At 64.7% G+C, this 23825-nt stretch carries 23 protein-coding genes, 2 tRNA genes, 1 other RNA gene and 1 pseudogene; 10 read left to right on the forward strand and 17 right to left on the reverse strand.

Annotation, left to right across the window (positions count from 1 at the left end; all coding sequences use genetic code 11):
- The first annotated feature begins 14 nt into the window (after nucleotides 1-14).
- Nucleotides 15-89 (forward strand) — tRNA-His (locus tag BACI348_RS12345).
- 94 nt (nucleotides 90-183) lie between these two features.
- Nucleotides 184-756, forward strand: coding sequence for a peptide deformylase (gene def / locus BACI348_RS12350; protein ID WP_159826215.1), 573 nt, complete (start codon nucleotides 184-186; stop codon nucleotides 754-756).
- 35 nt (nucleotides 757-791) lie between these two features.
- Here the strand turns inward: def and BACI348_RS12355 are convergent, their stop codons facing one another.
- The 5 genes from BACI348_RS12355 to rnpB form a co-directional block, all read right to left on the reverse strand.
- Nucleotides 792-1589 (reverse strand): HNH endonuclease family protein, encoded by a 798-nt coding sequence (locus tag BACI348_RS12355; RefSeq protein ID WP_159826216.1) that lies wholly within the window; start codon nucleotides 1587-1589, stop codon nucleotides 792-794.
- A 115-nt stretch (nucleotides 1590-1704) separates the two neighbouring features.
- Nucleotides 1705-1914, reverse strand: a complete 210-nt coding sequence (locus BACI348_RS12360; protein WP_159826217.1) for a hypothetical protein — start codon at nucleotides 1912-1914, stop codon at nucleotides 1705-1707.
- A 76-nt stretch (nucleotides 1915-1990) separates the two neighbouring features.
- Nucleotides 1991-3469: a glyceraldehyde-3-phosphate dehydrogenase gene (locus BACI348_RS12365; RefSeq protein ID WP_159826218.1), complete on the reverse strand. Its 1479-nt coding sequence runs from the start codon at nucleotides 3467-3469 to the stop codon at nucleotides 1991-1993.
- A 254-nt stretch (nucleotides 3470-3723) separates the two neighbouring features.
- The gene (locus BACI348_RS12370; RefSeq protein WP_236557547.1) at nucleotides 3724-4194 is read right to left on the reverse strand and encodes a TspO/MBR family protein; all 471 of its coding nucleotides are present in this window, start codon (nucleotides 4192-4194) and stop codon (nucleotides 3724-3726) included.
- A 117-nt stretch (nucleotides 4195-4311) separates the two neighbouring features.
- Nucleotides 4312-4704, reverse strand: an RNA gene (gene rnpB, locus BACI348_RS12375) — RNase P RNA component class A.
- A gap of 56 nt (nucleotides 4705-4760) precedes the next feature.
- On the opposite strand from rnpB, the gene BACI348_RS12380 reads away from it, so the two are divergent.
- Nucleotides 4761-5525 carry a YaaA family protein gene (locus tag BACI348_RS12380; RefSeq protein WP_159826220.1) on the forward strand — a complete coding sequence of 255 codons (765 nt, stop codon included), beginning with the start codon at nucleotides 4761-4763 and terminating at the stop codon, nucleotides 5523-5525.
- A 70-nt stretch (nucleotides 5526-5595) separates the two neighbouring features.
- Here BACI348_RS12380 and BACI348_RS12385 read toward each other — a convergent pair whose 3' ends face one another.
- A complete protein-coding gene (locus tag BACI348_RS12385; protein ID WP_159826221.1) occupies nucleotides 5596-6333 on the reverse strand; it encodes a zinc ribbon domain-containing protein in 738 nt (245 codons plus the stop codon).
- A 96-nt stretch (nucleotides 6334-6429) separates the two neighbouring features.
- Nucleotides 6430-7368, reverse strand: a complete 939-nt coding sequence (locus BACI348_RS12390; RefSeq protein ID WP_442858499.1) for a Nif3-like dinuclear metal center hexameric protein — start codon at nucleotides 7366-7368, stop codon at nucleotides 6430-6432.
- A 100-nt stretch (nucleotides 7369-7468) separates the two neighbouring features.
- On the opposite strand from BACI348_RS12390, the gene msrA reads away from it, so the two are divergent.
- The 3 genes from msrA to epsC all read left to right on the forward strand — a co-directional run bounded on the left by msrA (nucleotide 7469) and on the right by epsC (nucleotide 9620).
- On the forward strand, nucleotides 7469-7993 hold the full coding sequence (gene msrA / locus BACI348_RS12395; protein ID WP_159826222.1) for a peptide-methionine (S)-S-oxide reductase MsrA: 525 nt from the start codon (nucleotides 7469-7471) through the stop codon (nucleotides 7991-7993).
- A 66-nt stretch (nucleotides 7994-8059) separates the two neighbouring features.
- On the forward strand, nucleotides 8060-8995 hold the full coding sequence (cysK, locus tag BACI348_RS12400) for a cysteine synthase A (RefSeq protein ID WP_159826224.1): 936 nt from the start codon (nucleotides 8060-8062) through the stop codon (nucleotides 8993-8995).
- A 40-nt stretch (nucleotides 8996-9035) separates the two neighbouring features.
- Complete coding sequence (gene epsC, locus BACI348_RS12405) at nucleotides 9036-9620, forward strand: serine O-acetyltransferase EpsC (protein WP_159826226.1); 585 nt, start codon at nucleotides 9036-9038, stop codon at nucleotides 9618-9620.
- A 160-nt stretch (nucleotides 9621-9780) separates the two neighbouring features.
- Here epsC and gnd read toward each other — a convergent pair whose 3' ends face one another.
- A complete protein-coding gene (gene gnd, locus BACI348_RS12410) occupies nucleotides 9781-11217 on the reverse strand; it encodes an NADP-dependent phosphogluconate dehydrogenase (protein WP_159826228.1) in 1437 nt (478 codons plus the stop codon).
- A 200-nt stretch (nucleotides 11218-11417) separates the two neighbouring features.
- Here gnd and BACI348_RS12415 point away from each other — a divergent pair, with 200 nt between their 5' ends.
- Nucleotides 11418-12143 carry a FadR/GntR family transcriptional regulator gene (locus BACI348_RS12415; RefSeq protein WP_159826230.1) on the forward strand — a complete coding sequence of 242 codons (726 nt, stop codon included), beginning with the start codon at nucleotides 11418-11420 and terminating at the stop codon, nucleotides 12141-12143.
- Nucleotides 12144-12160: 17 nt separating this feature from the next.
- Here BACI348_RS12415 and BACI348_RS12420 read toward each other — a convergent pair whose 3' ends face one another.
- Together BACI348_RS12420 and BACI348_RS12425 are read right to left on the reverse strand one after the other, a co-directional pair.
- Complete coding sequence (locus BACI348_RS12420; protein WP_159826232.1) at nucleotides 12161-12634, reverse strand: SDR family oxidoreductase; 474 nt, start codon at nucleotides 12632-12634, stop codon at nucleotides 12161-12163.
- Entirely contained in the window at nucleotides 12631-13560 is a 930-nt protein-coding gene (locus BACI348_RS12425; protein ID WP_159826234.1) for an NAD(P)-dependent oxidoreductase, read from the reverse strand. The genes BACI348_RS12420 and BACI348_RS12425 overlap by 4 nt, the downstream gene beginning before the upstream one ends.
- A gap of 55 nt (nucleotides 13561-13615) precedes the next feature.
- On the opposite strand from BACI348_RS12425, the gene BACI348_RS12430 reads away from it, so the two are divergent.
- A complete protein-coding gene (locus BACI348_RS12430; protein WP_159826236.1) occupies nucleotides 13616-14680 on the forward strand; it encodes a D-2-hydroxyacid dehydrogenase in 1065 nt (354 codons plus the stop codon).
- Nucleotides 14681-14747: 67 nt separating this feature from the next.
- Here the strand turns inward: BACI348_RS12430 and BACI348_RS12435 are convergent, their stop codons facing one another.
- The 7 genes from BACI348_RS12435 to BACI348_RS12465 form a co-directional block, all read right to left on the reverse strand.
- Nucleotides 14748-16094, reverse strand: coding sequence for an MFS transporter (locus BACI348_RS12435; protein ID WP_159826238.1), 1347 nt, complete (start codon nucleotides 16092-16094; stop codon nucleotides 14748-14750).
- A 156-nt stretch (nucleotides 16095-16250) separates the two neighbouring features.
- Nucleotides 16251-17048: an IclR family transcriptional regulator gene (locus tag BACI348_RS12440; RefSeq protein ID WP_159826240.1), complete on the reverse strand. Its 798-nt coding sequence runs from the start codon at nucleotides 17046-17048 to the stop codon at nucleotides 16251-16253.
- Between the two features lie 270 nt (nucleotides 17049-17318).
- Nucleotides 17319-17609, reverse strand: a complete 291-nt coding sequence (locus BACI348_RS12445; protein WP_201298419.1) for a hypothetical protein — start codon at nucleotides 17607-17609, stop codon at nucleotides 17319-17321.
- Nucleotides 17610-17710: 101 nt separating this feature from the next.
- A tRNA-Val gene (locus BACI348_RS12450) sits at nucleotides 17711-17783 on the reverse strand.
- A 95-nt stretch (nucleotides 17784-17878) separates the two neighbouring features.
- Nucleotides 17879-18796: an NAD-dependent protein deacetylase gene (locus BACI348_RS12455; RefSeq protein WP_159826242.1), complete on the reverse strand. Its 918-nt coding sequence runs from the start codon at nucleotides 18794-18796 to the stop codon at nucleotides 17879-17881.
- A gap of 7 nt (nucleotides 18797-18803) precedes the next feature.
- Nucleotides 18804-19298 carry a peroxiredoxin gene (locus BACI348_RS12460; RefSeq protein ID WP_159826244.1) on the reverse strand — a complete coding sequence of 165 codons (495 nt, stop codon included), beginning with the start codon at nucleotides 19296-19298 and terminating at the stop codon, nucleotides 18804-18806.
- Nucleotides 19295-19714: a DUF3052 domain-containing protein gene (locus BACI348_RS12465; RefSeq protein ID WP_159826246.1), complete on the reverse strand. Its 420-nt coding sequence runs from the start codon at nucleotides 19712-19714 to the stop codon at nucleotides 19295-19297. The genes BACI348_RS12460 and BACI348_RS12465 overlap by 4 nt, the downstream gene beginning before the upstream one ends.
- 424 nt (nucleotides 19715-20138) lie before the next feature.
- Between BACI348_RS12465 and aceE the strand changes: the two are divergent.
- A pseudogene (gene aceE / locus BACI348_RS12470) lies at nucleotides 20139-22356 on the forward strand (pyruvate dehydrogenase (acetyl-transferring), homodimeric type).
- 212 nt (nucleotides 22357-22568) lie between these two features.
- Nucleotides 22569-23813 (forward strand): PucR family transcriptional regulator, encoded by a 1245-nt coding sequence (locus tag BACI348_RS12475; protein ID WP_159826248.1) that lies wholly within the window; start codon nucleotides 22569-22571, stop codon nucleotides 23811-23813.
- Nucleotides 23814-23825 lie beyond the last annotated feature (12 nt).

Raw genomic sequence — 23825 nt, forward strand, 5'->3', positions numbered from 1 at the left:
TCTGCAGGGCGCATGGTGGGCTTAGCTCAGTTGGCAGAGCGCCTGGTTGTGGTCCAGGAGGTCGCGGGTTCAACCCCCGTAGCTCACCCTCCATCAAGGAGGCCGTATCGGATATCCGGTGCGGCCTCCTTTGTTTTGCATAAAATTGCTTCTGCACTTCGATACCGCCGTAAGGACCGCGAGATGACTGTTCTGCCAATCACCATCTGGGGAGAGCCTGTACTGCACCGCCGGGCTTCCGAAGTTGAGGTCTTCGACGACGAGCTGCGGACACTGATCGCTGACATGTTCGAAACCAATGACGCCGCCAACGGTGTGGGCCTTGCTGCCCCGCAGGTGGGGGTCGGGAAGCGGATTTTCGTCTACAAGTACGCCAATGACGACGACGCTCCCCCCACGGGCGTGCTGGTAAATCCCGTCCTGACGCTGTCAAAGGTCTCCGGCGCCGTCCCTGATCCCGACGAGGAAGAGGAGGGTTGCCTGTCCTTCCCCGGCGGGGTCTATCCGCTCAAGCGTGCCGAGTGGGCGCGGGTGGAGGGTTTTGACGGTTTTGGCCAGCCGGTCAAGTTTGAGGCCACGGGCTGGTTCGCCCGGGTCATCCAGCATGAGTACGACCACCTTGACGGGAAGCTGTACGTCAACCGCCTGATGGACCGCTATGCGCGCAAGGCCCTGAAGCTGGCGAAGAAGAGCGGCTGGGGAGTTCCCGGGCTGACATGGATGCCGGGCGTGGACCCTGACCCGTTTGGCCATTAGGCCCGACGTCGGGGCGTCGCCTCCGGCGCCTGGGTTTAGTTGGCTGACACCGTCCGCTGCTCCGGGCAGGATCCCAGGACGCGTTCCATGGCGTCCTTCTCCGCTTCCGTGACCCAGAGGCCGTAGGCAGCCTTGACGGAAATCTGGCGCGCCACGTAGTGGCAGCGGATCGACTTGTTTTTGGGCAGCCAGGTGGCGGCGTCCCCCGCGCTTTTCTGCTGGTTCGCCGGACCGTCGGCGGCGATGAGGTTCAGCGGATCGTTGGCGAGGCCTTGCCGCTGCGCGGCAGTAAGCCCCTGGGCACCCTTTTGCCAGGCGTCCCCAAGCGCTACCACGTGGTCAATCTGGACGGCACGGCTGCTTTCGGAGCCGCGCTGAAAATCCACGAACTGCCCGGTGTAGGGCTCCTGGAAAGAGCCTGCCGCAACCCGGCACTTGGAGCCTTCGACGAACAGCACGCCGGCCAGGTCCCGCCGCAGGATGTCATTGCGTGTGTCGCAGCCGTTCCGGTCAACGTCCTTCCAGGCCTGGCCAAAGGCTTCCCGGTTGTAGTTGTCCTTGGCCGCCCGTCCCTTCACGGCCAGGCCGTCCAGTGCGGCGATGGCGGTGCCCCCGGGCACTGGGTGCACCGGCACTACCGGTTTCATCCAGGCCGGATCGAAGACCGGCGCCTCCGTGGGCCCGGAGGCGGCGGGCTCCGCCGCGGCGAACTGCCCGTCGGTAAAGAACCAGAACAGGGCAGCAAGGACCGAGACGGCCGCCACGGCCAGGACTGCCCACGCTTGCCCGGAACGGCGGCGGGCACGCCGGTAGGCGGACCAGCTCACGGTCACGGGGCTCCTGCCCCTCCGGTAACGTCATGCACCAGACGAGCCTAGGGCACCCGCCTGGCATCCCCCGCGATATCCACACTGTGCAGGGCAAGTGAAGAGTTACATGGGGCGGCGGCTATTGTTCCCGCGTCACCCGCCGAAGATCCTCCTCGGCAATGGCCAGGAGTTCCTCAAGCTGGCGCACCCTGTCCGCACTGACGTCGCCGGATGCGTGGGCCGCCCGGGCGGCTTCAAGCAGCCGTACGGCTTCCTTGTGGTTGGCCCTGGCCACATCGAGGGCGTGTTCCAGGGTGGTTTCGTGCTGGATCGTGGTTTCTTTTTCCATGGCACAAGTGTGGTCCCGATTCCCGGCTGATTCCAGCGAATCAGCCGGGAATTCCGGGGGAACCCCGGCGGGTGGATCAGACGGAGATGGCTGCCAGGGCTGCTGCTGATTCCTTGGCGGGGAAAGACGGCGGGTTGACGCCAGCCATTTCCTCCATGACCCGGACCACCTGGCAGCTGTAGCCGAACTCGTTGTCGTACCAGACGTAGAGCACCAGGTTCTTGTCGGTGGACACGGTGGCGAGGCCGTCCACGATGCCGGCGCGGCGGGAACCGACGAAGTCGGTGGAAACCACTTCGGGCGAGTCGATGTAATCGATCTGCTTGCGCAGGTCCGAGTGCAGGGACATCTCCCGCAGGTAGTTGTTGACCTCGTCCTTGGTGGTCCCGTTCTCCAGGCTCAGGTTCAGGATGGCCAGCGAAACATCGGGGGTGGGGACGCGGATGGAGCTGCCGGTGAGCTTGCCCAGCAGTTCCGGCAGGGCCTTCGCAACGGCCTTGGCTGCGCCTGTCTCGGTGATCACCATGTTCAGGGCTGCCGAGCGGCCGCGGCGGTCGCCCTTGTGGAAGTTGTCGATCAGGTTCTGGTCGTTGGTGAAGGAGTGGACGGTCTCGACGTGGCCGTGGATGACACCGAACTTGTCGTTGATGGCCTTCAGGACCGGAGTGATGGCGTTGGTGGTGCAGGACGCCGCGGACACAATCTGGTCCGTGTCCTCGATGCTGCGGTGGTTGATGCCGTGGACGATGTTCTTCAGGTCGCCCTTGCCCGGCGCGGTCAGCAGCACCCGTGCCACGCCCTTGCTCTGCAGGTGCTGGGACAGGCCTTCGGCGTCGCGCCAGCGGCCGGTGTTGTCCACCAGCAGGGCGTTGCTGATGCCGTAGGCGGTGTAGTCGATGGTGGCGGGGTCGTTCGAGTAGATGACCTGCACCTGGACGCCGTTGGCGGTGATGGTGTTGGCGGCCTCATCGATGCGGATGGTGCCCTCGAAGGAGCCGTGGACCGAGTCGCGGCGCAGCAGGCTGGCACGCTTGGAGAGGTCGTTGTCCGAACCCCTGCGCACTACGATGGCACGCAGCCGCAGTCCGTGGCCGCCGCCTGCCTTTTCGATCAGGAGGCGGGCCAGGAGCCGGCCGATGCGGCCAAAGCCGTAGAGCACAACGTCGGTGCTGGTGCGGTCATCGCCGCCGCGCTTGCCCACGATCTCGGCCAGCTCTTCGCGGAGGAATTCCTCCAGGGTGGCGCCGCCGCCCTCTTCCTTGAACTTCTGGTTCAGCCGGGCGATATCGATCGCCGCCGCGCCGAGCTCCAGCTGGGCCAGGGTGTTCAGGAGGGGAGCGGTCTCCTCCAACAGCAGTTCGTCCTTGCTCATCCTGCGCGCAAAGCGGTGCGCCTTAAGGATGTTCATGGTGGACTTGTTGATCAGGCTCCGGCCATGGATGCTGGTCACCACGTTGTTTTCGCGGTACAGCCGGCCGATCACCGGAATCATGGCCTCGGCGAGGGCCTCCCGGCCCATCCACGTATCAAGACAAGAATCTGACGTCTGGCTCACAGAAATACCTTCCTTGGTTCACCGCGTACGTCCTCGTACACGGATGTCGGCCACCTGATGGTGTCCAGGGGCGCCGGCGCCTGCGGGGTTCGGCCCCCAGGCGCCTGGATCGTGGTCAAAGAAAAACCGCCGGCTGCGAACGCAACTCCGGCGGAAGAACTCCTACGTCCTGTGTCTATTCTAATTTGGCGCACTGTCCGGGAAAGGCCCGGACTGCGTGAAATCACTCACACAGGGCAGGCGCCGCGGCCGGATCAGTTGTGAAGGGCCATATAAAGGTTGAGGCTGGCGGAAAAGATGAGCCAGGAAAAGTAGGGCAGCACCAGCAGCCCGGCCAAGGCATGGACCGGGCCGACCCGGAGAATCAGCACGGCCAGGATGCAAGCCAGTGCGCAGATGATGGCGAAGCCCAGCCACAGGGCAACGGACCCGAGCACAGGGAACATGGCGAAGAACACAAACGGCCACGCCAGGTTCAGCATCATTTGCAGCCCGTAGTACCCCAGGACACGGCCTCCCAGCGCTCCCCTGCGCCACACCAGCCAGGCCGATACGCCAATGCAGGCATACAGCGCTGTCCACACCATCCGGAACACCACCCCGGACGGCATCCACGGCGCCCGGGCCGCGGTGGCAAACCAGCCGCCTGAATGCAGGATGATCGGGATCGAGGCCAGCATGCACACGGCATAGGAAATGGCCAGAAACCCGGCCAGGGCGGACACTTGCCTCCCAGTTGACGGGAGGCGCCGCCATGTGGACCGGGGGGCGGATTGTCCATCAGTATTCGCGGGCACGGTTCAGCATCCCCAACACAGCGTCCAAGGTCAAACCGGACTGGGTGGATGGGTTGACCGATACGCCGGGTTCTGTGTTCCCGCCCCGTTGCCGGTGCGGGAGTAGCGGCCATCCATCTACGAACGCCGTTGCCGGCGCCCTCCAGCGGCCTACCCGGACACTCGGGCGGGCAGCCCTCAAACGTGTCCTGTCTGGCCTTGCTCCGGGTGGGGTTTACCTAGCCTTCCCGGTCACCCGGGAAGCTGGTGGTCTCTTACACCACCGTTTCACCCTTACCTGTTTCGTGCCGCTTTCAAAACCGGCGCGACCCAGGCGGTCTGTTTTCTGTGGCACTGGCCTGCGGGTTACCCCGAGTGGGCGTTACCCACCACCCTGCCCTGCGGAGCCCGGACGTTCCTCGAGCCACTTGCGTGACGCGCGGCCGCCTGGTCAACCCATCCGGTTACAGTCTACCGGCGACGGATTGCTTTCCCTGCGCCGGTAGGATCGGACGGTGCTGATTCTGCTGCCCCCTTCCGAAGGCAAGACACCCGCGGTCCGGGGATCCGCCGTCGACTGGCCTTCCCTCAGCTTCCCCCAGCTCAATACTTACCGGGCCAAAGTGCTCGACGCCCTCGGTACTGTGAGCGCACACGAGGATGCCCTCGCCCTGCTGGGCGTCGGCGCGTCGTTGAAGGACGACGTCGACCGGAACACCCGTCTGCATGTGGAACCTGCCGCCCCGGCGCACCAGATCTATTCCGGGGTACTTTATGACGCTTTGGGCTACAGGACGCTGACGCCGGCGCAGCGGCGCAAGGCCGACGAGTCCGTGCTGGTGATTTCGGCGCTGTGGGGCGCCCTGCGCTTCAGCGACAGCGTTCCCGCCTACCGCCTGTCCATGGGGACTGGACTGCCCGACGTCGGCCGCCTCGCCTCATTCTGGAAGCCGCAACTTTCGGAGGCGCTGGCTGAGTCTGTGGCCGGGCACCTGCTGGTGGACTGCCGTTCCAGTACTTACGCGGCCGCGTGGGCTCCGCCGGCGGCACAGACCGTCACCGTGAATGTTTTTACCGAGGCCAACGGGGTCCGGAAGGTGGTGAGCCACTTTGCCAAGCACACACGCGGTGAGCTGGCCCGGCACCTGCTGGCGCGGCGGGGCAAAACGCCTGCGACGCCGTCGGACCTGCTGAAGGCCGCCCGCGACAAATGGGAAGCCGAACTGGTGGAAGGTTCAGCGCGGAAGCCGCACGCGCTGAACATCATCCTGCCGGGCTGACTGCTCCCAAGCAGGCAGCACCAGGTGTCGTTTGACCCTCTAAAGGGTCACTTGGCGCTACCCGGTTGGGTCAGCCCCATTCCTCCGAGCGGACCAGGATGGCGCCGGAGTCCGGGCAGAAGACGATGTCGTCGGCCGCGGCGGCCTTGATCTCGGCGAGGTCGCCGGGGCTCAGCTTCATTCCCGAAGCCTCGGACGTGCCGTGGAACAGCCGGGCAGCGCCAACACCACGCTTGGCCAGGGTCTTTTCGTAGATGGCCAGCATTCCCGCGTCGATTCCGGCGGCGAATTCGGCCCGACGGGTGCGCAGGCCTCCGGCTTCCGCCTCCACCTCAGCCAGCTCAGCATCGAGTTCAGTCCGGATCCCCCCGAAGGACCCCTGGATGTCGTCCACGATGGCCTGCTGGGCCGCCCGTTTGGCGCGCAGTGAGTCAAGCCGCTCAAGGACTTCAAGTTCCACGTCCTCAAGGTCCGAGCGGCGTTTGTTAAGGGATGCGATGTCCTTTTGCAGGGCAACGAGGTCCTTGGACAAGCCAGTGCCGCTGTTGAGCCTGGCCTCGTCCCGCTCGATCCGGGAGGCAACCTGCTCCACGTCCGCCTCGGCTCGCTTCAGTTCGGCCTCGGCGTCGTGCACAGCCACCTTGGCGGCGCCCAGCTCACCGTTGGCCACGGAAAGGGCGGCTTCCAGATCCTTGATCCGGGGATCGTTCTCCAGTGTGCGGCGGCGGTTTGAAAGCGACTTGAGCCGGGCGTCCAGCGCCTGCAGCTCAAGCAACTTCAACTGTTCCGCCGGTGCTGCCTTCGCCACTGTTACCTCCGATTGTTCCCTGCCGGCAGGAGCCGGGCACCGTACCGGCGCTTCCTAGACTCTAGCGCCTGGCCCACTCCCCTGCTTCTGCCTCCCCTAGCCCGGAGTCAGAATGAAGTCCCAGGGATCGCTGTTGGTGGTGCTGACCTGGATTTCCACCTCGTGGCCCTGGTCGGCGAGGACGTTGCCCAGCGCCGCCGCCGCGGCGGGCAGCCACAGCCACTCGCTGGCGAAATGCGAGACGTCCACCAAGTACGGACGGCCGTTTAGGGCCGCCTCCCGGGCCTCCGAGGCGGGGTGGTGGCGCAGGTCCGCAGTGACGTAGACATCGGCGTTGCTGGCGCGCACCTGATCAAACAGCGAATCTCCCGCGCCGCCGCAGACGGCAATCCGCCGCACCAGGCCGTCTTTGTCCCCGGAGACACGCACTCCCCCGGCCACAGAGGGCAGGATGCCAAAGACACGGGCGGCAAAGTCACCCAGCGTCATGGCGTCCGCGAGGTCGCCGACGCGGCCGATCCCCTCTTCCGGGAGCCCGTTCGCGGCGACGGTGAGCGGGGCGACGTCCTGGAGGCCGAGGGCGTCCGCGAGGACATCGGAAACACCGCCGACGGCGGAATCACCGTTGGTGTGTACGGTCAGAAGGGCGGTTCCCGACTCGATGAGCCGGTGGACGGCCCTTCCCTTCGGAGTGGTGGCTGCCACAGTGGTGACACCCTTAAGCAGCAGCGGATGGTGGGTGATCAGCAGTTCGGCACCCCATGCCACGGCTTCGTCGATGACCTCGAGGGTGGGATCCACGGCAAACATCACCCGGGTCACCGGAGTGGAGGGGTGCCCTGCCACCAGGCCCACCACGTCCCAGTCCTCCGCCAGGGATTCCGGCCACAGTTCCTCCACCGCCAGGAGAAGCTCACCCAGCGTGGGAGCCTGGGGCTGCTCAACCGTTGCCTCCTCGCCGGAGGGGGCACCGTCGTCGTGATTTTCGCCGTCGTGTTTCTCCGGGCCGGTAACGTCGGTGTCCACAGGTTCCATAGTCTTAGTTTTACCCCATCGCGCCGTCCGGGAAGCGCCTTTGAAGCGTTGCCGCAGGACAGGCGGGAATCATCCGGCGCCGCAAACCATTGAAGAGGTCATGAAAACTTTCGTTTTAGGCGGAGGCTGCTTTTGGTGCCTTGACGCTGTTTACCAGAAGACCAAGGGCGTCAGCTCCGTAGTGTCCGGCTACACCGGGGGCCACGATCCGAACCCGGACTACTACTCTGTCTGCAACGGCACCACCGGACACGCCGAGGTGGTGGCTGTAACCTTCGATGAAGATGTCATCCCGGCGGAGGTCATCCTGGACATGTTCTTTGCCCTGCACGACCCCACAACGCTCAACCGGCAGGGGTACGACGTGGGAACGCAGTACCGCTCGTCCATGTTCTACGAAACCACCGAGGAGAAGGTCCTGTTCGAGGAGGCCATCGAACGGAACCAGGCGTTGTGGGCTCATCCCATCGTCACCGAAGTGGTGCGTCTCCCCCGGTTTTATGTCGCCGAGGAATTCCACCAGAACTACTACGCAAAGCATCCGGAACAGGGGTACTGCCAGGTGATCATCAACCCCAAGCTCGCAAAGGCGAGGAAATATTACTCTGCGTGGCTTAACGCTTAGCGGGGTGTTACGCGGCCTCGTTAGGCTGACCTCAGTATTCACCCCTTACTAGATAGGCGTATCTACATGGCACGGATTTATGACGATGTGACGCAGCTGGTCGGCGGCACCCCGCTGGTTAAGCTCAACCGGCTCAGCGAAGGCCTGGGGGCCACCGTGGCCGTCAAGCTCGAGTTCTACAACCCGGCCAACAGCGTGAAGGACCGCATCGGCGTGGCCATCGTGGACGCCGCTGAGAAGTCCGGCGCCCTGAAGCCCGGCGGAACCATCGTTGAAGGTACGTCCGGCAACACCGGCATCGCCCTGGCCATGGTGGGCGCCGCCCGGGGCTACAAAGTCATCCTCACCATGCCGGAGACCATGTCCACGGAGCGCCGTGTGATGCTTCGCGCCTTTGGTGCCGAGATCGTCCTGACCCCGGGTTCCGAGGGAATGCGCGGCGCTGTCGAGAAGGCCCAGGAAATTGTGGCCAACACCGAGAACTCCATCTGGGCCCAGCAGTTCGCCAACGAGGCCAACCCGGAGATCCACCGCAACACCACGGCTGAGGAAATCTGGGCCGACACCGACGGCGCCGTGGACATCTTCGTTGCCGGCGTCGGCACCGGCGGAACCGTCACCGGCGTCGGACAGGTCTTGAAGGAACGCAAGCCCGGCGTGCAGATCGTGGCCGTCGAGCCCAAGGACTCCGCCATCCTCAACGGCGGCGCACCCGGCCCGCACAAGATCCAAGGCATCGGCGCGAACTTCGTGCCCGAAATCCTGGACACCAACGTCTACGACGAAGTCCTGGACGCCACCCTGGAGGACTCAGTCCGCGTAGCCCGTGATCTCGGCGTCAGGGAAGGCATCCTGGGCGGCATTTCCTCCGGTGCCATTGTCTGGGGCGCCCTGGAACTGGCCAAGCGCCCGGAGAACGCGGGCAAGCTGATCGTTGCAGTGGTCTGCGACTTCGGCGAGCGTTACATCTCCACCGTGCTCTATGACGATATCCGCGGCTGATGAGAACCGCCGTCCGCCCGTTTCCTGTAGAAAGAACTTTGTGGGCTTTTTCGCAAGACTGAAGGAAGACCTCGACGCCGCCCGGTCCCACGACCCGGCGGCTCGAGGTTCTTTTGAGAACTTTTTCGCTTATTCCGGCCTGCATGCCATCTGGATCCACAGGGTGACGCACCGCCTGTGGCAGACCCCCGGCCTGCGTTTTCCGGCGCGGCTGATCTCCCAGCTGGGCCGCTTCCTCACCGGGATAGAGATCCATCCCGGTGCCACGATCGGCCGCAGGTTCTTTATCGACCACGGCATGGGGGTGGTGATTGGGGAGACCGCCGAGATCGGCGAAGACGTGATGATCTACCACGGCGTCACGCTCGGCGGCCGTTCCCTGGCCAAGATCAAACGGCACCCCACCATCGGAGACCGGGTGACCATCGGTGCCGGCGCCAAGGTGCTGGGGCCAATCACCATCGGACGTGACAGCGCTGTGGGCGCCAACGCCGTGGTGGTCAAGGACGCACCGCCGGAATCCATCGTCACCGGCATCCCTGCCAAGTGGCGTCACCGGGACGCCCAGCGGGAAACCAAGCCTGCCGTGGACCCGGCTGAATACGACATCGAATACCGGATCTAGGCTCAGCCTCCGGTGTCCGGGCATTGGCCCGGGATTGCCGCCCATGTGGCGGTGGTCCCGGGCTTTGTTATGCCCCTGGTGTGGTGGCAGCACACGGAAACGGCCGGCGCCCCGCGGATGAACCCGCGGGGCGCCGGCCGTTGCTGCTGCGGGTCAAGCCCTAGTGCGTGTCCACTGCTTCAATCTCGGACTTGTCCTCGCCCCAGAGGGTGTGGAACGTGCCCTCGGCGTCAACACGGCCGTAGGTGTGGGCGCCGAAGAGGTCGCGCTGGCCCTGGATCAGGGCAGCGGCAACGCGCTTGCGGCGCAGGCCGTCGTAGTATGCCAGCGACGAGGAGAACACCGGAACCGGAATGCCCAGCTGGACGGCGGTGGCAACAACACGGCGCCAGGCCGGAAGTGCCTCTGCGATGGCCTTGGTAAAGGTCGGGGCGAACAGCAGGTTCGCGGGCTTCTCATCGGCAGCGTAGGCCTTGGTGATGTCTTTGAGCAGTTCGGCGCGGATGATGCAGCCCGCACGCCACAGCGATGCGATTTCATCGAGCTTGAGGTCCCAGCCGTATTCCTTGGATGCCGACGTCAGCATGTCCAGGCCCTGGGCGTAGGAAACCAGCTTGGAAGCGTACAACGCCTGGCGGACATCCTCGATGAAGGTCTCCGGGATTTCCACGGAGGCTTCGTTGCCGGCCAGAAGTTCCTGGGCCAGCTTGCGCTGGCCGGTCTGGGAGGACAGTGCACGGGCGAAGACGGATTCGGCGATGCCGGAAACCGGGGAGCCGAGTTCCAGGGCCGAGATGACTGTCCAGCGGCCGGTGCCCTTCTGGCCCGCGGCGTCCACCACCACGTCCACGAAGGGCTTGCCGGTTTTTGCGTCGACGTGTCCCAGGACCTCGGAGGTGATCTCGATCAGGAACGAGGAAAGTTCACCCTTGTTCCACTCGGAGAAGATCCTGGCCTGCTCGGCCGGTTCGATGGCGGCGCCGGAGCGCAGCAGGTCGAAAGCTTCGCCGATCACCTGCATGTCCGCGTATTCGATGCCGTTGTGGACCATCTTCACGAAGTGGCCGGCGCCGTCAGTTCCCACCCACGCGCAGCACGGCTCGCCGTCAACCTTGGCGGCGATCCTTTCCAGCATCGGGCCCAGGGCCTTGTAGGACTCCCTGGAGCCGCCGGGCATGATGGACGGGCCGTTCAGTGCGCCTTCTTCCCCACCGGAAACACCAACGCCCACGAAGTGCAGGTCCTTCTTGGCCAGGGCTGCTTCACGGCGGCGGGTGTCCTCGTAGTGGGAGTTGCCGGCATCAATGATGATGTCGCCAGGTTCGAGCAACGGCTCGAGCTGTTCGATCACGGAGTCAACCGGCTTGCCGGCCTTGACCATGATCAGGACGCGGCGCGGCTTCTCCAGGGAGTCCACGAGTTCCTGCAGGGTTTCGGTGCGGACGAAGTCACCCTCGGAGCCGTACCGTTCGAGCAGGGCGTCGGTCTTCTCCACTGACCTGTTGTGCAGTGCGACCGTGAAGCCGTTCCGCGCGAGGTTGCGGGCCAGGTTGGCACCCATCACCGCAAGGCCGGTGACACCGATGTGTGCAGACATCAAAACTCCAATTCATACTGTGCGATGGATGTGCAGTGGCTCCCTTTGCGCGGAAGCACGGTTGCAGACCTAGGGTCTGAATAAAGCATATATATTCGGCCGGTAACAGGAAAGTAACGCCACCTATTGGAACCCTTTGTGTCACTGGGCGTCCAGCATAAAAGGGAGTCCGGATACCTGGTCCCACTAGGCTTAGCACCATGACCACCAGCCTGCACCACCGTGCCATCGAGAATCTTGGCACCCGGATCGTCTCGGGCAACCTGCCCGCAGGCCACGTTATGCTGGCGGAGCAGCTGGAGGTTGAACTGAAGGTCTCGCGGTCGGTGATCCGGGAGGCGGTCCGGGTTCTGCAGTCCTTGGGCCTGGTGGAAACCACCAAACGGGTGGGCATCCGGGTGCTGCCGCCCAGCCGCTGGAACCCTTTTGATCCGCAGGTGATCCGGTGGCGCCTCGCCAGTGACGCCCGCGGCGCCCAGCTGCGCTCACTGGCAGAGCTGCGTGCCGCCGTCGAGCCCGCGGCTGCGGAACTGGCGGCCCAAAACGCACCGGCGCCGCTGCGCCTTGAGCTGGTGGACGTGGCCTATGCCATGCGCGACGCCGGACACAACGGTGAGGTGCCACGCTTCCTGGAGCTGGATATCCAGTTCCATTCCCTGCTGCTCTCCGGGTCCGGTAATGAGATGTTCGCCAACCTGATGGGCCAGGTTGCCGAAACCCTGACCGGCCGTACCGTACACGGCCTGATGCCCGACCATCCCCACGAGGCCGCCCTGCAATGGCACGTGGATGTTGCGGAAGCCATCTCCAGGGGCGACTCTGCCGCGGCACGGGACGCCTCGGACCGGATCATGCGCCGGACCATGTCCCAGATGTCGGATACGTGGACCGAGCAGCCAAGGGTTTTCATTCCGGTGCGCCACTGACGGCGGGCATGGTCCCCTTAGACCACCACCGTCATTCCGCCGTCGATAAAAATGGTCTGCCCGTTCACGAAGTCAGAACCGCTGGAAGCCAGCCACACGGCCGGTCCGGCGAGGTCCTGCACGGTCCCCCACCGGTTGGCCGGGGTCACCCGCTCCCAGTCCTTCACGTCCAGGTCCAGCATCGGCACCCGGTGCTGGATCCCGGCGTTGTTCACCAGGATCTCCAGCGGGCCAACATGCTCCTCCACCCAGGCAATGCCGCGGGCAGCCTCAGCATCGCTGGTGACATCAAACGCAACACTGTGAACGCGGCCCGGCGCGAAGCCGGCAGCCATCGCCGCCGCGGCGGACTTCAGCCGCTCCTCATTAACACCGTTCAGCACCACTGTTGCACCGGCGTCGGCCAGTGCCCTTGCCAGCGCGCAGCCAATCCCGCGGCTCGAACCGGTGACCAGCGCAACCCGGCCCGTCAGGTCAAAAAGTGAACTCATGGTGCAACTGATCCTTCCGCCGCGGCTTCCGGAGTTGCCTGGCTGAGCCGGGAGATGGCCTGGCGCACTGCGGCGAGGTCCTGCTCGCCGAGGCCCTGACGCTTGAGTTCCGCGTAAAGTTCGACGCCGGCCGTCGCCATGGGGACAGCCGTTCCTGCCGCGCGGGCTGCTTCCAGGACGAAGGAAAGGTCCTTGTGCATAAACTTGGCAGGCCCTGTGGGCGTGTAGTCCTTGCTGACCAGCCGCGGTCCCACGACGTCCAGGACCCGGCTTCCGGCCAGGCCGCCGGCGAGCACCTCGAAGAGCGCTGCAGGATCGAGCCCGGAACGCCCGGCGAGCTCAGCCGCCTCGGCGAGCGCCGCCGTCGTGGTTCCGACCACGAGTTGGTTGCATGCTTTGGCGAGCGATCCGGCACCCAGCGGGCCCAGGTGCCGCACGGTGGTGCCCATGGACTGCAGCAAGGGTTCAACATTGCGGAAGGCCGCTTCGCTTCCACCTGCCATGATGGCCAGGGTGCCATCCACTGCTCCCTTTGTTCCGCCGCTGACGGGGGCGTCGACCACCTGCGCGTTGCCGGAGGTCAGGGTTGTTACCCGGCGCCCGAAGTCCTGGACGCGGGTGGGCGAGACGCTGCTCATGACCAGGACGGTGGTCCCGGTGGCCGGTGGCCGGCGTTCCCAGCTCTCGAGCAGGCCGGCGGCGGCCTCCTCGATGTGCGGAAGGTCCGGCAGCATAAAGATGATTACCGGCAGGTCGCGCATGTCGGCCACCCGGACCAGGGTTTCCCCGCCAAGCCGCTGGAGCTCACGGAGCGGCCCCGGCGACCTGTTCCAGCCCAGGACCGGCCACCCCTTGCTGATGGCGTTCGTTGCCATGGGTAAGCCCATCAACCCCAGGCCCACAAAGCCCGCCCTCTTGTCCTGCATTCGCCAGCCCGTCGTTGTGCCTACAAGGTGTTCAATATCCTAGCCGCTATTCAGTATGATGAACACTATGACTCCTCCTATCACTGTGGCCATTGCCGTCCCGCTCGAGGCTGAGCTGGTGGACCGCATCCGCGCCGTCGACCCTTCCGTCACTGTGCTTTACGACCCCGAACTGCTGCCGCCGGAGCGCTTTCCCGCAGACCACGCCGGTGATCCCGCGTTCCGGCGGACGCCCGAGCAGGAGGAGCGCTACTGGGCCATGGTCAACCAAGCCCAGGTCCTTTACGGCCTGCCCAACGAGAGCCCTGCCGGCCTTGCCCGCGTGGCACGCGGCAACCCGCACCTGCAGTGGGTTCACGCCATGGCAGCGGGAGCCGGCGGAGCGGTCAAGGCATCCGGGCTTGACCAGGAAACCCTGCAGAAGTTCAAAGTGACAACTTCGGCTGGAGTACACGCACTGCCGTTGGCCGAGTTCGCCACGATGGGCATCCTTAACGGCTTCAAACGGACCGCGGAGCTGGCCCGGGACCAGGAAGCCAAGGTCTGGCCTGAGCTCCGGATCCCCACGCGGCTGATGAGCGGCTCGACGCTTGTTGTTACCGGCCTGGGCGAAATTGGACTGGAAACCGCCCGCCTCGCCCGCGCGCTGGGGATGAAGGTCATCGGCACCAAAAGGACGGTTGAACCACTGGCGGGGATCGACGAGGTATCCACCAATGACGGCCTTCCCGCCCTCCTCGCCGGCGCCGACGCCGTGGTCAACACACTGCCCGGCACGCCGTACACGGAGAAGCTCTTTAACCGCGACGTGTTCGCTGCCATGAAGCCCGGCACCGTGTTCGTCAATGTCGGACGGGGAACGGTGGTGGATGAGGAAGCGCTGCTTGAGGCCCTGGACAACGGCCAGGTCTCCTACGCCTGCCTGGACGTCTTCGCGGTGGAACCGCTCCCCCAGGACAGCCCGCTGTGGAGCCACCCGAACGTACTGGTCTCGCCCCACACCTCCGCACTCAGCGCAGCCGAAAACCGCCTGATCACCGGTCGCTTCTGCGGCAACCTTCGGATTTTCCTTGACGGCGGCGAGCTCCCCCACCTTGTGGACACCGTGCACTTCTACTGATCCTGCAACCCGGCACGGCAAAGGGCGGCTCCCCAGCAGGGGAGCCGCCCTTTTGTTGTCTCCGGACCTAGCTGGCGTCCTCCACCAGGAGCAGGTCACGGCCCACGGTTTCAGGGGTGAAGAACGTGGCCACGAAGGAGATCGACGCCAGGACCAGTGAATAGATAGCCGGAACCAGCCACGAGTGGTTGGTCGCGGCCAGGAGGGCGACGCCGATCATGGGGGCAAAGCCTCCGGCGAGTACTGCGGACAGTTCCCGGCTCAAGGCCACGCCGGTGAAGCGGTGCTGGGAGCCGAACAGTTCCGGCAGCAGGGCGCACTGCGGGCCAAGCATCGACTGCACCCCCAGGGAAATGCCCACCACCATGACCACCCACACCAGGGTGACGTTGCCCAGCGTCACGAGGTAGAAGGCCGGGAGGGCGATGACCGCCTGGAACAGTGCGCCGTACCTGTATACGGGGACACGGCCAAAACGGTCGGAGAGGGCGCCGAAGGTCACCACCATTACCGCAGCGAACCCGGCAGCGATCAGCAGGCCGGTGGGGCCGATGAACTTGTCACCGGCGAACACACCGGCAGGCATGCTGATGAATGACACCAGGAGCGCGGAGTAAATGGAGGAGTTGCCGTTCTCGCCCATCCGCAGGCCGATCCCCACCAGGACACTCTTCTTGGAGTGCTTCCAGATCTGGCCCACGGGGTTCTTCACCACGGCCTTGTGCTTCTCAAGCTCCTGGAAAACCGGAGTTTCCTTGAGGCGGAGCCGGATGAAGACGGCAATCACAATCAGGATGAAGCTGGCCAGGAACGGCACCCGCCACAACCAGCCCTGCAGGACGGCCTTGTCAGCCAGCGCCATCAGGGCAAAGGTGCCGGCGCCAAGGAGCGTGCCCAGCTGGATGCCGACAAACGGAAGCGAAGCGAAGAAACCACGACGGCGGCGCGGGGCGACTTCCGAGATCAGCGTGGTGGCGCCGGCCTGCTCAGCGCCGGCACCCAGGCCCTGGACGATGCGCAGCGCCACCAGGAGGACTGCGCCCAGCATGCCCGCCTGTTCAAAGGTGGGCAGCAGGCCGATGGCGAAGCTGGCCATGCCCATCAGGCCGATGGTGAGGATCAGGACCATTTTGCGGCCGAACCTGTCCCCGATGTAACCGAACACCACCCCGCCGAACGGGCGGGCTGCGAATCCGACGCCGTAGGTGGCAAAGGAGGCAATGACCGCTCCGCTCTCGCCGAGCGGAGCAAAGAACAGCGGCCCGAAGATCAGCGCCGAGGCCAGGCCATAGATGTAGAAGTCGTAATACTCCAGTGCGGAGCCCACGGAACTGGCAAGAGTTGCCCTTCGCAGCTGATCCGGTTCGACGACGGCGCCGTCCGCGGCCTGCGGTGCTGTAGTACGAGATGTCACAAGAACTCCCTCATCACACTCCAGGCCCCCGTTGGCCTGGTGGGTCAGTGACGGCACGTATTGTGCGGATCACTATGCTGAACAGAGTACAGCAAGTTGAACAGCTTGCAAATGCCTTGGAGTGGTGACCTGTTGTAGCTGGTTTTCGGCCTCGGCCTAGCCCATGGGATTTCCGAGGGAACGGGCCAGTTCCCGCAGTTCCTTGACCATCTGGGACCCTTGCTCATCGGTATAGGTCGCCTTGAGGGCGGTAACAGAAAGTCCCAGGCTGGGACCGTGGGCTCCCCTCGTGGGCACGGACACCGCAAGGCACACCACTCCCGTGGTGGACTCCTCGTCTTCAAAGGCGTAGCCCTGCTCGCGGATGGTGCGCAGCTGGGCTTTGAGTTCTTCGCCGGTCCGCAGGGACTTGGGCGTCATAACGGGCAGCTGCGCATCATCGGGGAACATGTCATCGATGTCGTGCACGTTCAGCCGGGCGATCAACGCCTTGCCCACCGCGCACAGCGACACCGGCATCTTGTCGCCGATGTTGGAGGTCAGCCGGACAGCGGGATGGCCTTCGTAGCGGGCAAGGTAGATGACGTTCGTTCCGTCCAGCATAGCAATCCGGACTGTTTCCCTGGACAGCGTGGGAGCCTGTTCGCAGTACCGGTAGAACTCCTGCACCTCGTCCAGCCTGCTCAGGTATGCGGCACCAAGCTCCACCAGTTTGCGGCCAAGGGTAAACTCGGCCCCCTGCCTGCTGATCAGGCGGGCTTCCTCCAGCGCGAGGAGCAGGTTGGATGTTGAGGACTTGGGGATACCGAGTTCGCGGGCGAGGTCGCTGAGGGTCAGTCTTCCGGTCGCCGAGGCAGCGAGGGCGTCCAGCACAGCGGCTGCACGGGTGACGGCTGGCGCCGGCGAGGCGCTTCCCAGGCCGTCTGAGGATCGGGAGTTGCGGGAATCGGCCATGATTCTCCTTAGGTTGGCGCTGCGCTGTTGTGCTGTTCATCCAGCTGAACACTAACCATCATAATGGCTGGCGCCCGGCCGACGCTGATGCCATTCGCCGACTGCCTGCCACGCCGCCCTGCACACTTTTGGGCAACTTCATGTTTCCGGCAGTTCACGGTATATTCATGTCAGGCCCTCCACCGCGGCATCCCCCAATAGTCGCGGTGGAGGGTTTTCCAATGCCCGGCCACACACGCCGCCCAGCGTGGCAGTCGCCGGGGCCTCATCTCAGGCCGCGTCTGCCACGGCCTGCCGCACACGCCATCCGCCGCCGAGCCCGTCCCGTTCCAACAGCAAGGTGGTGAGGGCTGAGCCGCTGTTGCTCCCCAGCCTGACCTGGAGCTGGAGGACCTCCACATCCACGCGGCTGCGGCCCTTCGGCATCCTCCGGTTAACTTCCCACCAGTTGACGCGCTCGAACCAGCGGACCGGTTCGGCACCCACGGCCCATTCCCTGCCCTTGCTGACGACCGTCGTCGGCCTTCCGTTAATTCCCGTCCGCACCATCACATGTTCCATACCTGCAAGCTACGGGCAGGCACTGACATTCGCGGGCGGCCTTCCGGTACGAAAAAACCCTGTTGCTTCCGCACTGGGGCGGTAACAACAGGGTTTCCTTGTGGGTCCTACCGGGATCGAACCGATGACATCCACGGTGTAAACGTGGCGCTCTACCAGCTGAGCTAAAGACCCAAAGCGTTGCACCGGCGCTTCAACGCCGCAACCAACGAACATAGACTCTACCTGACCCATGCCGCCAAACGCGAATCGGCGGGCCGGGCACACCCTTAGAGCGGCGGAAGCCCTGCGGCAAGCCACGTCAGGGCTTCGCTGACGCCTGCTTCCAGCTTGATGGCTGCCTTGTCGTCGCCGCGGGTGATCCCGCGGTTGATGATGACAACAGGCTTTCCATCCTTGGCCGCGTGGCGGACAAAGCGCAGTCCACTCATCACCATCAGCGATGATCCCGCGGCTACCAGGGCTGCCGCCTCGTCAACCATCCGGTACGACCGCTCAACCCTGTCCTTGGGTACGTTTTCACCAAAGAAGACGAAGTCGGGTTTGAGCGTTCCGCCGCAGGCGGGACAGACGGCAACAACAAAACTGCTGATCAGCGCCTGGTCCTCCACGGTGGCATCTGCATCAGGGGCCATCTCCACCAGGCCGGATTCCTCCGCACGGGACAGGAAACCGGGGTTGAGCTCCTCCAACACTCCTGCCAGGAGGCGCCTGGAGTACGTGCGGCTGCACGCCAGGCACACCACTTGGTCATACCTGCCGTGCAGGTCCACCACATTGATGCTCCCGGCGTCTTCGTGGAGCCGGTCGACGTTCTGGGTGATCAAGCCCGTGAGGTAGCCGCGGCGCTCAAGCTCTGCGACCGCAAAGTGGCCCTGGTTAGGATCGGCGTGCCGCAGGTGTGACCAGCCGATATGGTTCCGCGCCCAGTAGCGTTGACGGTTGGCGGCCTCCTTGACGAACTCCTGGTAGGTCATGGGCGCCCGGGGCGGCGAGCCGGGCCCGCGGTAGTCAGGGATTCCTGAATCCGTGCTCAGTCCCGCGCCGGTGAGCAGGGCAAACCGCCTGCCTGCCAGCACATCCCGGATCCGGAGGAGGACCTCGAGCTCCTCGCTGGAGGGATTCGCTGCAGCCACGGGAGGCATGCTGGCAAAACCTGTCAGCCCCACCCCCGCCCGCTGCGTCATGGGATGCTCAGGCCTGCCCCAGGCCCGCCAGCGCGACACGATATTCCTGCAGGTCCCGGGCCTGGCCGCGCGGGTTCACCACGGAGTACCTGACCATTCCGGCCGCATCGATGATAAAGGTGCCGCGCCTGGCCATGCCGCTGTCTTCATCAAAGACTCCGTAAGCACGGGCTACCTCGCCATGCGGCCAGAAGTCCGCCAACAGATCAAAGCCGTACTGCTCCTGCCCGGCGTAGGCGCGGAGGCTGAACTTGCTGTCAACGGACACGGCCAGGACCGTGGCGTCCGCGTTCTCGAACAAGGACAGGTTGTCCCGTATCTCGCACAACTCCCCCGTGCAGATGCCGGAGAAAGCAAACGGATAAAAGACGAGGACCACGTTCCCGCCGCGGAAGGATGACAGCCGGACCGGCTCGCCGTATTGGTTGGCGAGCTCGAAGTCCGGTGCCGGCACGCCCAACCCGGGCACCGTTGAAGAGGCAGCGCCAAGCGCTGCGGTCACTTGTTTTTCCTGCTCACCAGGCGGGCAGCGCTCCAGTCCTTCGAGACTCCCGCGGAAGTTGTCACGTGGAGGCCCGCGGTGGGCGCAGCTTCCTGGATATCCGCCGGCGACACGTAGCCGTCCCGGCCGGACTTCGGGGTAAGCACCCAGACCACGCCGTTTTCACCCAGGGTGGTCAACGAATCCATCAGGCTGTCCACGAGGTCCCCGTCGCCGTCGCGCCACCATAAGATGACGGCATCCGCCACTTCATGGTCGTCTTCGTCCAGCAACTCGGAGCCTGTGAGCTCCTCAATATCGTCACGCAAGTCGAAATCGACATCGTCGTCGTAACCGAACTCCTGAATCAGATCCCCGTTCTTGAAACCCAATTTTTCCGCCACATTTACCGAAGTGGCGGCGTCGGCCTCGCTCACGTGTTCCTCCAATGCCTCATTATGCGGTGCGCATAGTGATTTCCATTACTCCCAAGCCAACACCCTTTGTGCCTGCGCTTCAAGCTGCCGCCCCCGGTGACGGGCATATTCTGCGTCACACCGGGACCGGCAACCGCGTCGCAGCGGCTTTTCGTCACACAACCAGTATGACGGCGAAATACAACCCGGCCGCCCAACCCGCGGCTACGCATCGCGCTGACGTGAGAGTTAGAGTGGCAGGTGACAACTATGCCTGCAGGGGCAACAACCCTGTAACTCCATTGCAGACGTAGGAATGCTAGGACCCTGCCCGGCACACATGACCGGGCTGTTGTAACCGATACGTCGCACACGGCGTATGTACGCCGGGCGGTCACCCTGCCCGGCCTGAGTGCGCCTCAATGCGCGCAAAGAGAGGTTGGACGTGGCTGCAGGAGAAGATACCTCCCATATCCTCAGCGGGTTGACTAACCAGCTGCCTGATCGTGATCCGGAAGAGACCGCCGAGTGGGTTGAGTCCCTGGATTCGTTGATCAGGGAACAGGGCACCGAGCGTGCCCAATACATCATGCGGAGCCTGCTGCAGCGTGCCGGTGCGCAGAGCGTCGGGGTGCCGATGGTGACCACCACCGATTATGTGAACACCATCCCGGTGGACCAGGAAGCACCGTTCCCGGGCAACGAGGAATACGAGCGCCGGTACCGGGCCTACATGCGGTGGAACGCCGCGGTGATGGTCCACCGTGCGCAGCGGCCGAACATCGGCGTGGGCGGGCATATCTCCACCTATGCCGGGGCTGCGACCCTGTACGAGGTCGGGTTCAACCACTTCTTCCGCGGCAAGGACCACCCCGGCGGCGGGGACCAGGTCTTCTTCCAGGGCCACGCCTCCCCCGGCATGTACGCCCGCGCGTTCATGGAAGGCCGCCTGTCCGAGGAGGACCTGGACGGGTTCCGGCAGGAAAAGTCCAAGGAGGGCCACGCCCTGTCCTCCTACCCGCACCCAAGGCTGATGCCCAAGTTCTGGGAATTCCCCACCGTGTCCATGGGCATCGGCCCGATGAACGCGATCTACCAGGCCCAGTCCAACCGGTACCTGCACAACCGGGGCCTGAAAGACACCTCCGACCAGCAGGTCTGGGCGTTCCTGGGCGACGGCGAAATGGACGAGCCCGAATCCCGCGGCCTGCTCCAGCTCGCCGCGAACGAGAACCTGGACAACCTGAACTTCGTCATCAACTGCAACCTCCAACGCCTGGACGGGCCGGTGCGCGGCAACGGCAAGATCATGCAGGAACTCGAAGCGTTCTTCCGCGGCGCGGGCTGGAACGTCATCAAGGTCGTCTGGGGCCGGGAATGGGATGACCTGCTGGCCAAGGACACCGACGGCTCGCTCGTGAAGATCATGAACGAAACCCCCGACGGTGACTACCAGACCTACAAGGCCGAATCCGGCGGGTTCGTCCGCGAACACTTCTTCGGCAAGGACCCCCGCACCAAAGACCTCGTCGCGGACCTCACCGACGACCAGATCTGGAACCTCAAGCGCGGCGGCCACGACTACCGCAAGGTCTACGCCGCGTACAAGGCCGCCACCGAATTCAAGGGCAAACCCACCGTCATCCTCGCCAAAACCGTCAAGGGCTACGGACTCGGACCCCACTTCGAAGGCCGCAACGCCACCCACCAGATGAAAAAACTCACCCTGGACGACCTGAAGAAGTTCCGCGACCACCTGCGGATTCCGGTCACTGACGAGCAGCTGGAAAAGGATCTGTACCAGCCGCCGTACTACCACCCGGGTACTGATGCCCCGGAAATCCAGTACATGATGGAGCGCCGGGCAGCCCTGGGCGGTTCGGTACCGGAGCGCCGCAGCAAGCACGCCGCGATCACCTTGCCGGACGCGAAGTCCTACGAGGTGGCCAAGCGCGGTTCGGGCAAGCAGCAGGCCGCCACCACCATGGCCTTTGTCCGGCTGCTCAAGGACCTGATGCGGGACAAGGAGTTCGGCAAGCACATCGCCCCGATCATCCCGGATGAGGCGCGCACGTTTGGCATGGACGCGTTCTTCCCCACGGCGAAGATCTACAACCCCAAGGGCCAGAACTACTTGTCCGTGGACCGGGACCTCGTCCTGGCCTACAAGGAATCCCCCGCCGGCCAGCTGATCCACCCCGGCATCAACGAAGCCGGCGCCGTGGCAGCGTTCACCGCCGCCGGAACCGCCTACGCCACCCACCTGGAACGAACTGCGCCGCGACGGTATGGCAGCCGAAGAGGAAGCATTCCTCAACCCCGGCCAGCCCGCCCGCGTCCCCTTCGTCGCCAAGCAGCTCGAAGGCGCCACCGGCCCCGTCGTGGCCGTGAGCGACTACATGAAGGCCGTCCCGGACCAGATCCGCCAGTTCGTGCCCAACGAGTTCGCCACCCTCGGCGCCGACGGCTTCGGCTTCTCCGACACCCGCGCCGCAGCCCGCCGGTTCTTCAAGAACGACACCCACTCCATCGTGGTCCGTTCGTTGGAGATGCTGGCCCGCCGCGGCGAAGTTGACGCCCAGGCACCGAACAAGGCGATCGACAAGTACCGGCTGCACAACGTGAACGCCGGTTCCACCGGCAACGCCGGCGGCGAGGCCTAGACACCTCCCTGGAGTTTCTGTCCAAAACGCCGGCTTCCGGGCCCCGGAACTGGATAAAAACTCTTCGGCAAGCAGAGAACGACGGCGGCTCCCACCGAAAGGCGGGGGCCGCCGTCGCCTGTTCTGCAGGGAACCGGCTGTGACGCACAACCAACCGGATTGTAGCCTTCGCACAAATGGAGCTTGCCGGGCAGTGGCCGTATGCTCAAAGAATGCCAGCACCAGCCACACCGTCCGCGAAACGCAAACAGACACTGCCCAGGGTCACTCCGGAAAAGTCCGAAACCCTGAAAAAACTGCGCGCCAACGTGGGCCAGCTTTCCACCACCACCATGCGGGAGCTGGAAAAATCGCTGCCCTGGTACAGCCGGCTCAGCTCGGACGAACGCTCCGCCCTCGGAATGGTGGCGCAGAACGGCATCGCAGCCTTTGTCACCTGGTACGAGCGCCCCAGTTCGCCCTCATGGATCCTCACGGACGTCTTCGGCACCGCACCCACCGAGCTGACTCGGTCCATCAGCCTGCAGAAAGCGCTGCAGCTGATCCGGATCGTGGTGGAAGTGGTGGAAGACCAGGTGCCGGTGATCGCACCCGAGGCTGACCAGCCATCCCTGCGTGAGGCCGTGCTCCGCTACTCTCGTGAAGTGGCCTTCGCCGCAGCGGATGTCTACGCCCGGGCGGCTGAGTCCCGCGGTTCCTGGGACACCCGGCTGGAAGCGCTGATCGTGGATGCGATCCTGCGCGGCGAAAACACCGATGCCCTGCGCTCCCGGATTGCCGCCCTGGGCTGGAAAGCGCAGGAACGCTTCACGGTGATGGTGGGCAACTCCCCCTCGGAACCGAGCGCCAGTTACGTCAGCGAATTGCGGCGGATGGCGGGCCGCTACGCCGAGGATGCGCTGGTGGGGATCCAGGGCGACCGGCTGATCCTGATCCTGGGCGGCGTTTCAGACCGGGAAACCGCCTACGTGAAGCTCAGCGACATGTTCGCCCCGGGCCCTGTGGTGTACGGGCCCGAAGCCGGCTCCCTGCTGGAGGCCAGCGGCTCGGCCCAGTCCGCATTCGCCGGCCTGACCGCCGCCCGTGCGTGGCCGTCCGCCCCGCGGCCGGTTGCGGCCGACGACCTTCTTCCCGAGCGCGTGATCTCCGGTGACGATGCCGCCCGGCGCTCCCTCGTCAAAAACATCTACCGACCACTTCTGGCAGCGTCCAACGGGTTGGTGGAAACGCTCGGAACCTACCTGGAACTGGGCCATTCCCTCGAAGCCACCGCCCGGGAACTTTTTGTCCATGCCAACACCGTCAGGTACCGGCTGAAGCGTGTCTGCGACGTCACTGGCTGGGATCCACTCCTGCCGCGGGAGGCCTTTGTCCTCCAGGCGGCCCTCGTGGTGGGCCGTCTTTCAGCCCCGCCCAAAGCGGCCGCGGAGCGCCTTCCGTCGCGGAACCAGCCCTAAGGCGTTGTAGAC

This window comes from Arthrobacter sp. 9AX (genome assembly GCF_902506095.1).
GTDB lineage: Bacteria > Actinomycetota > Actinomycetes > Actinomycetales > Micrococcaceae > Arthrobacter.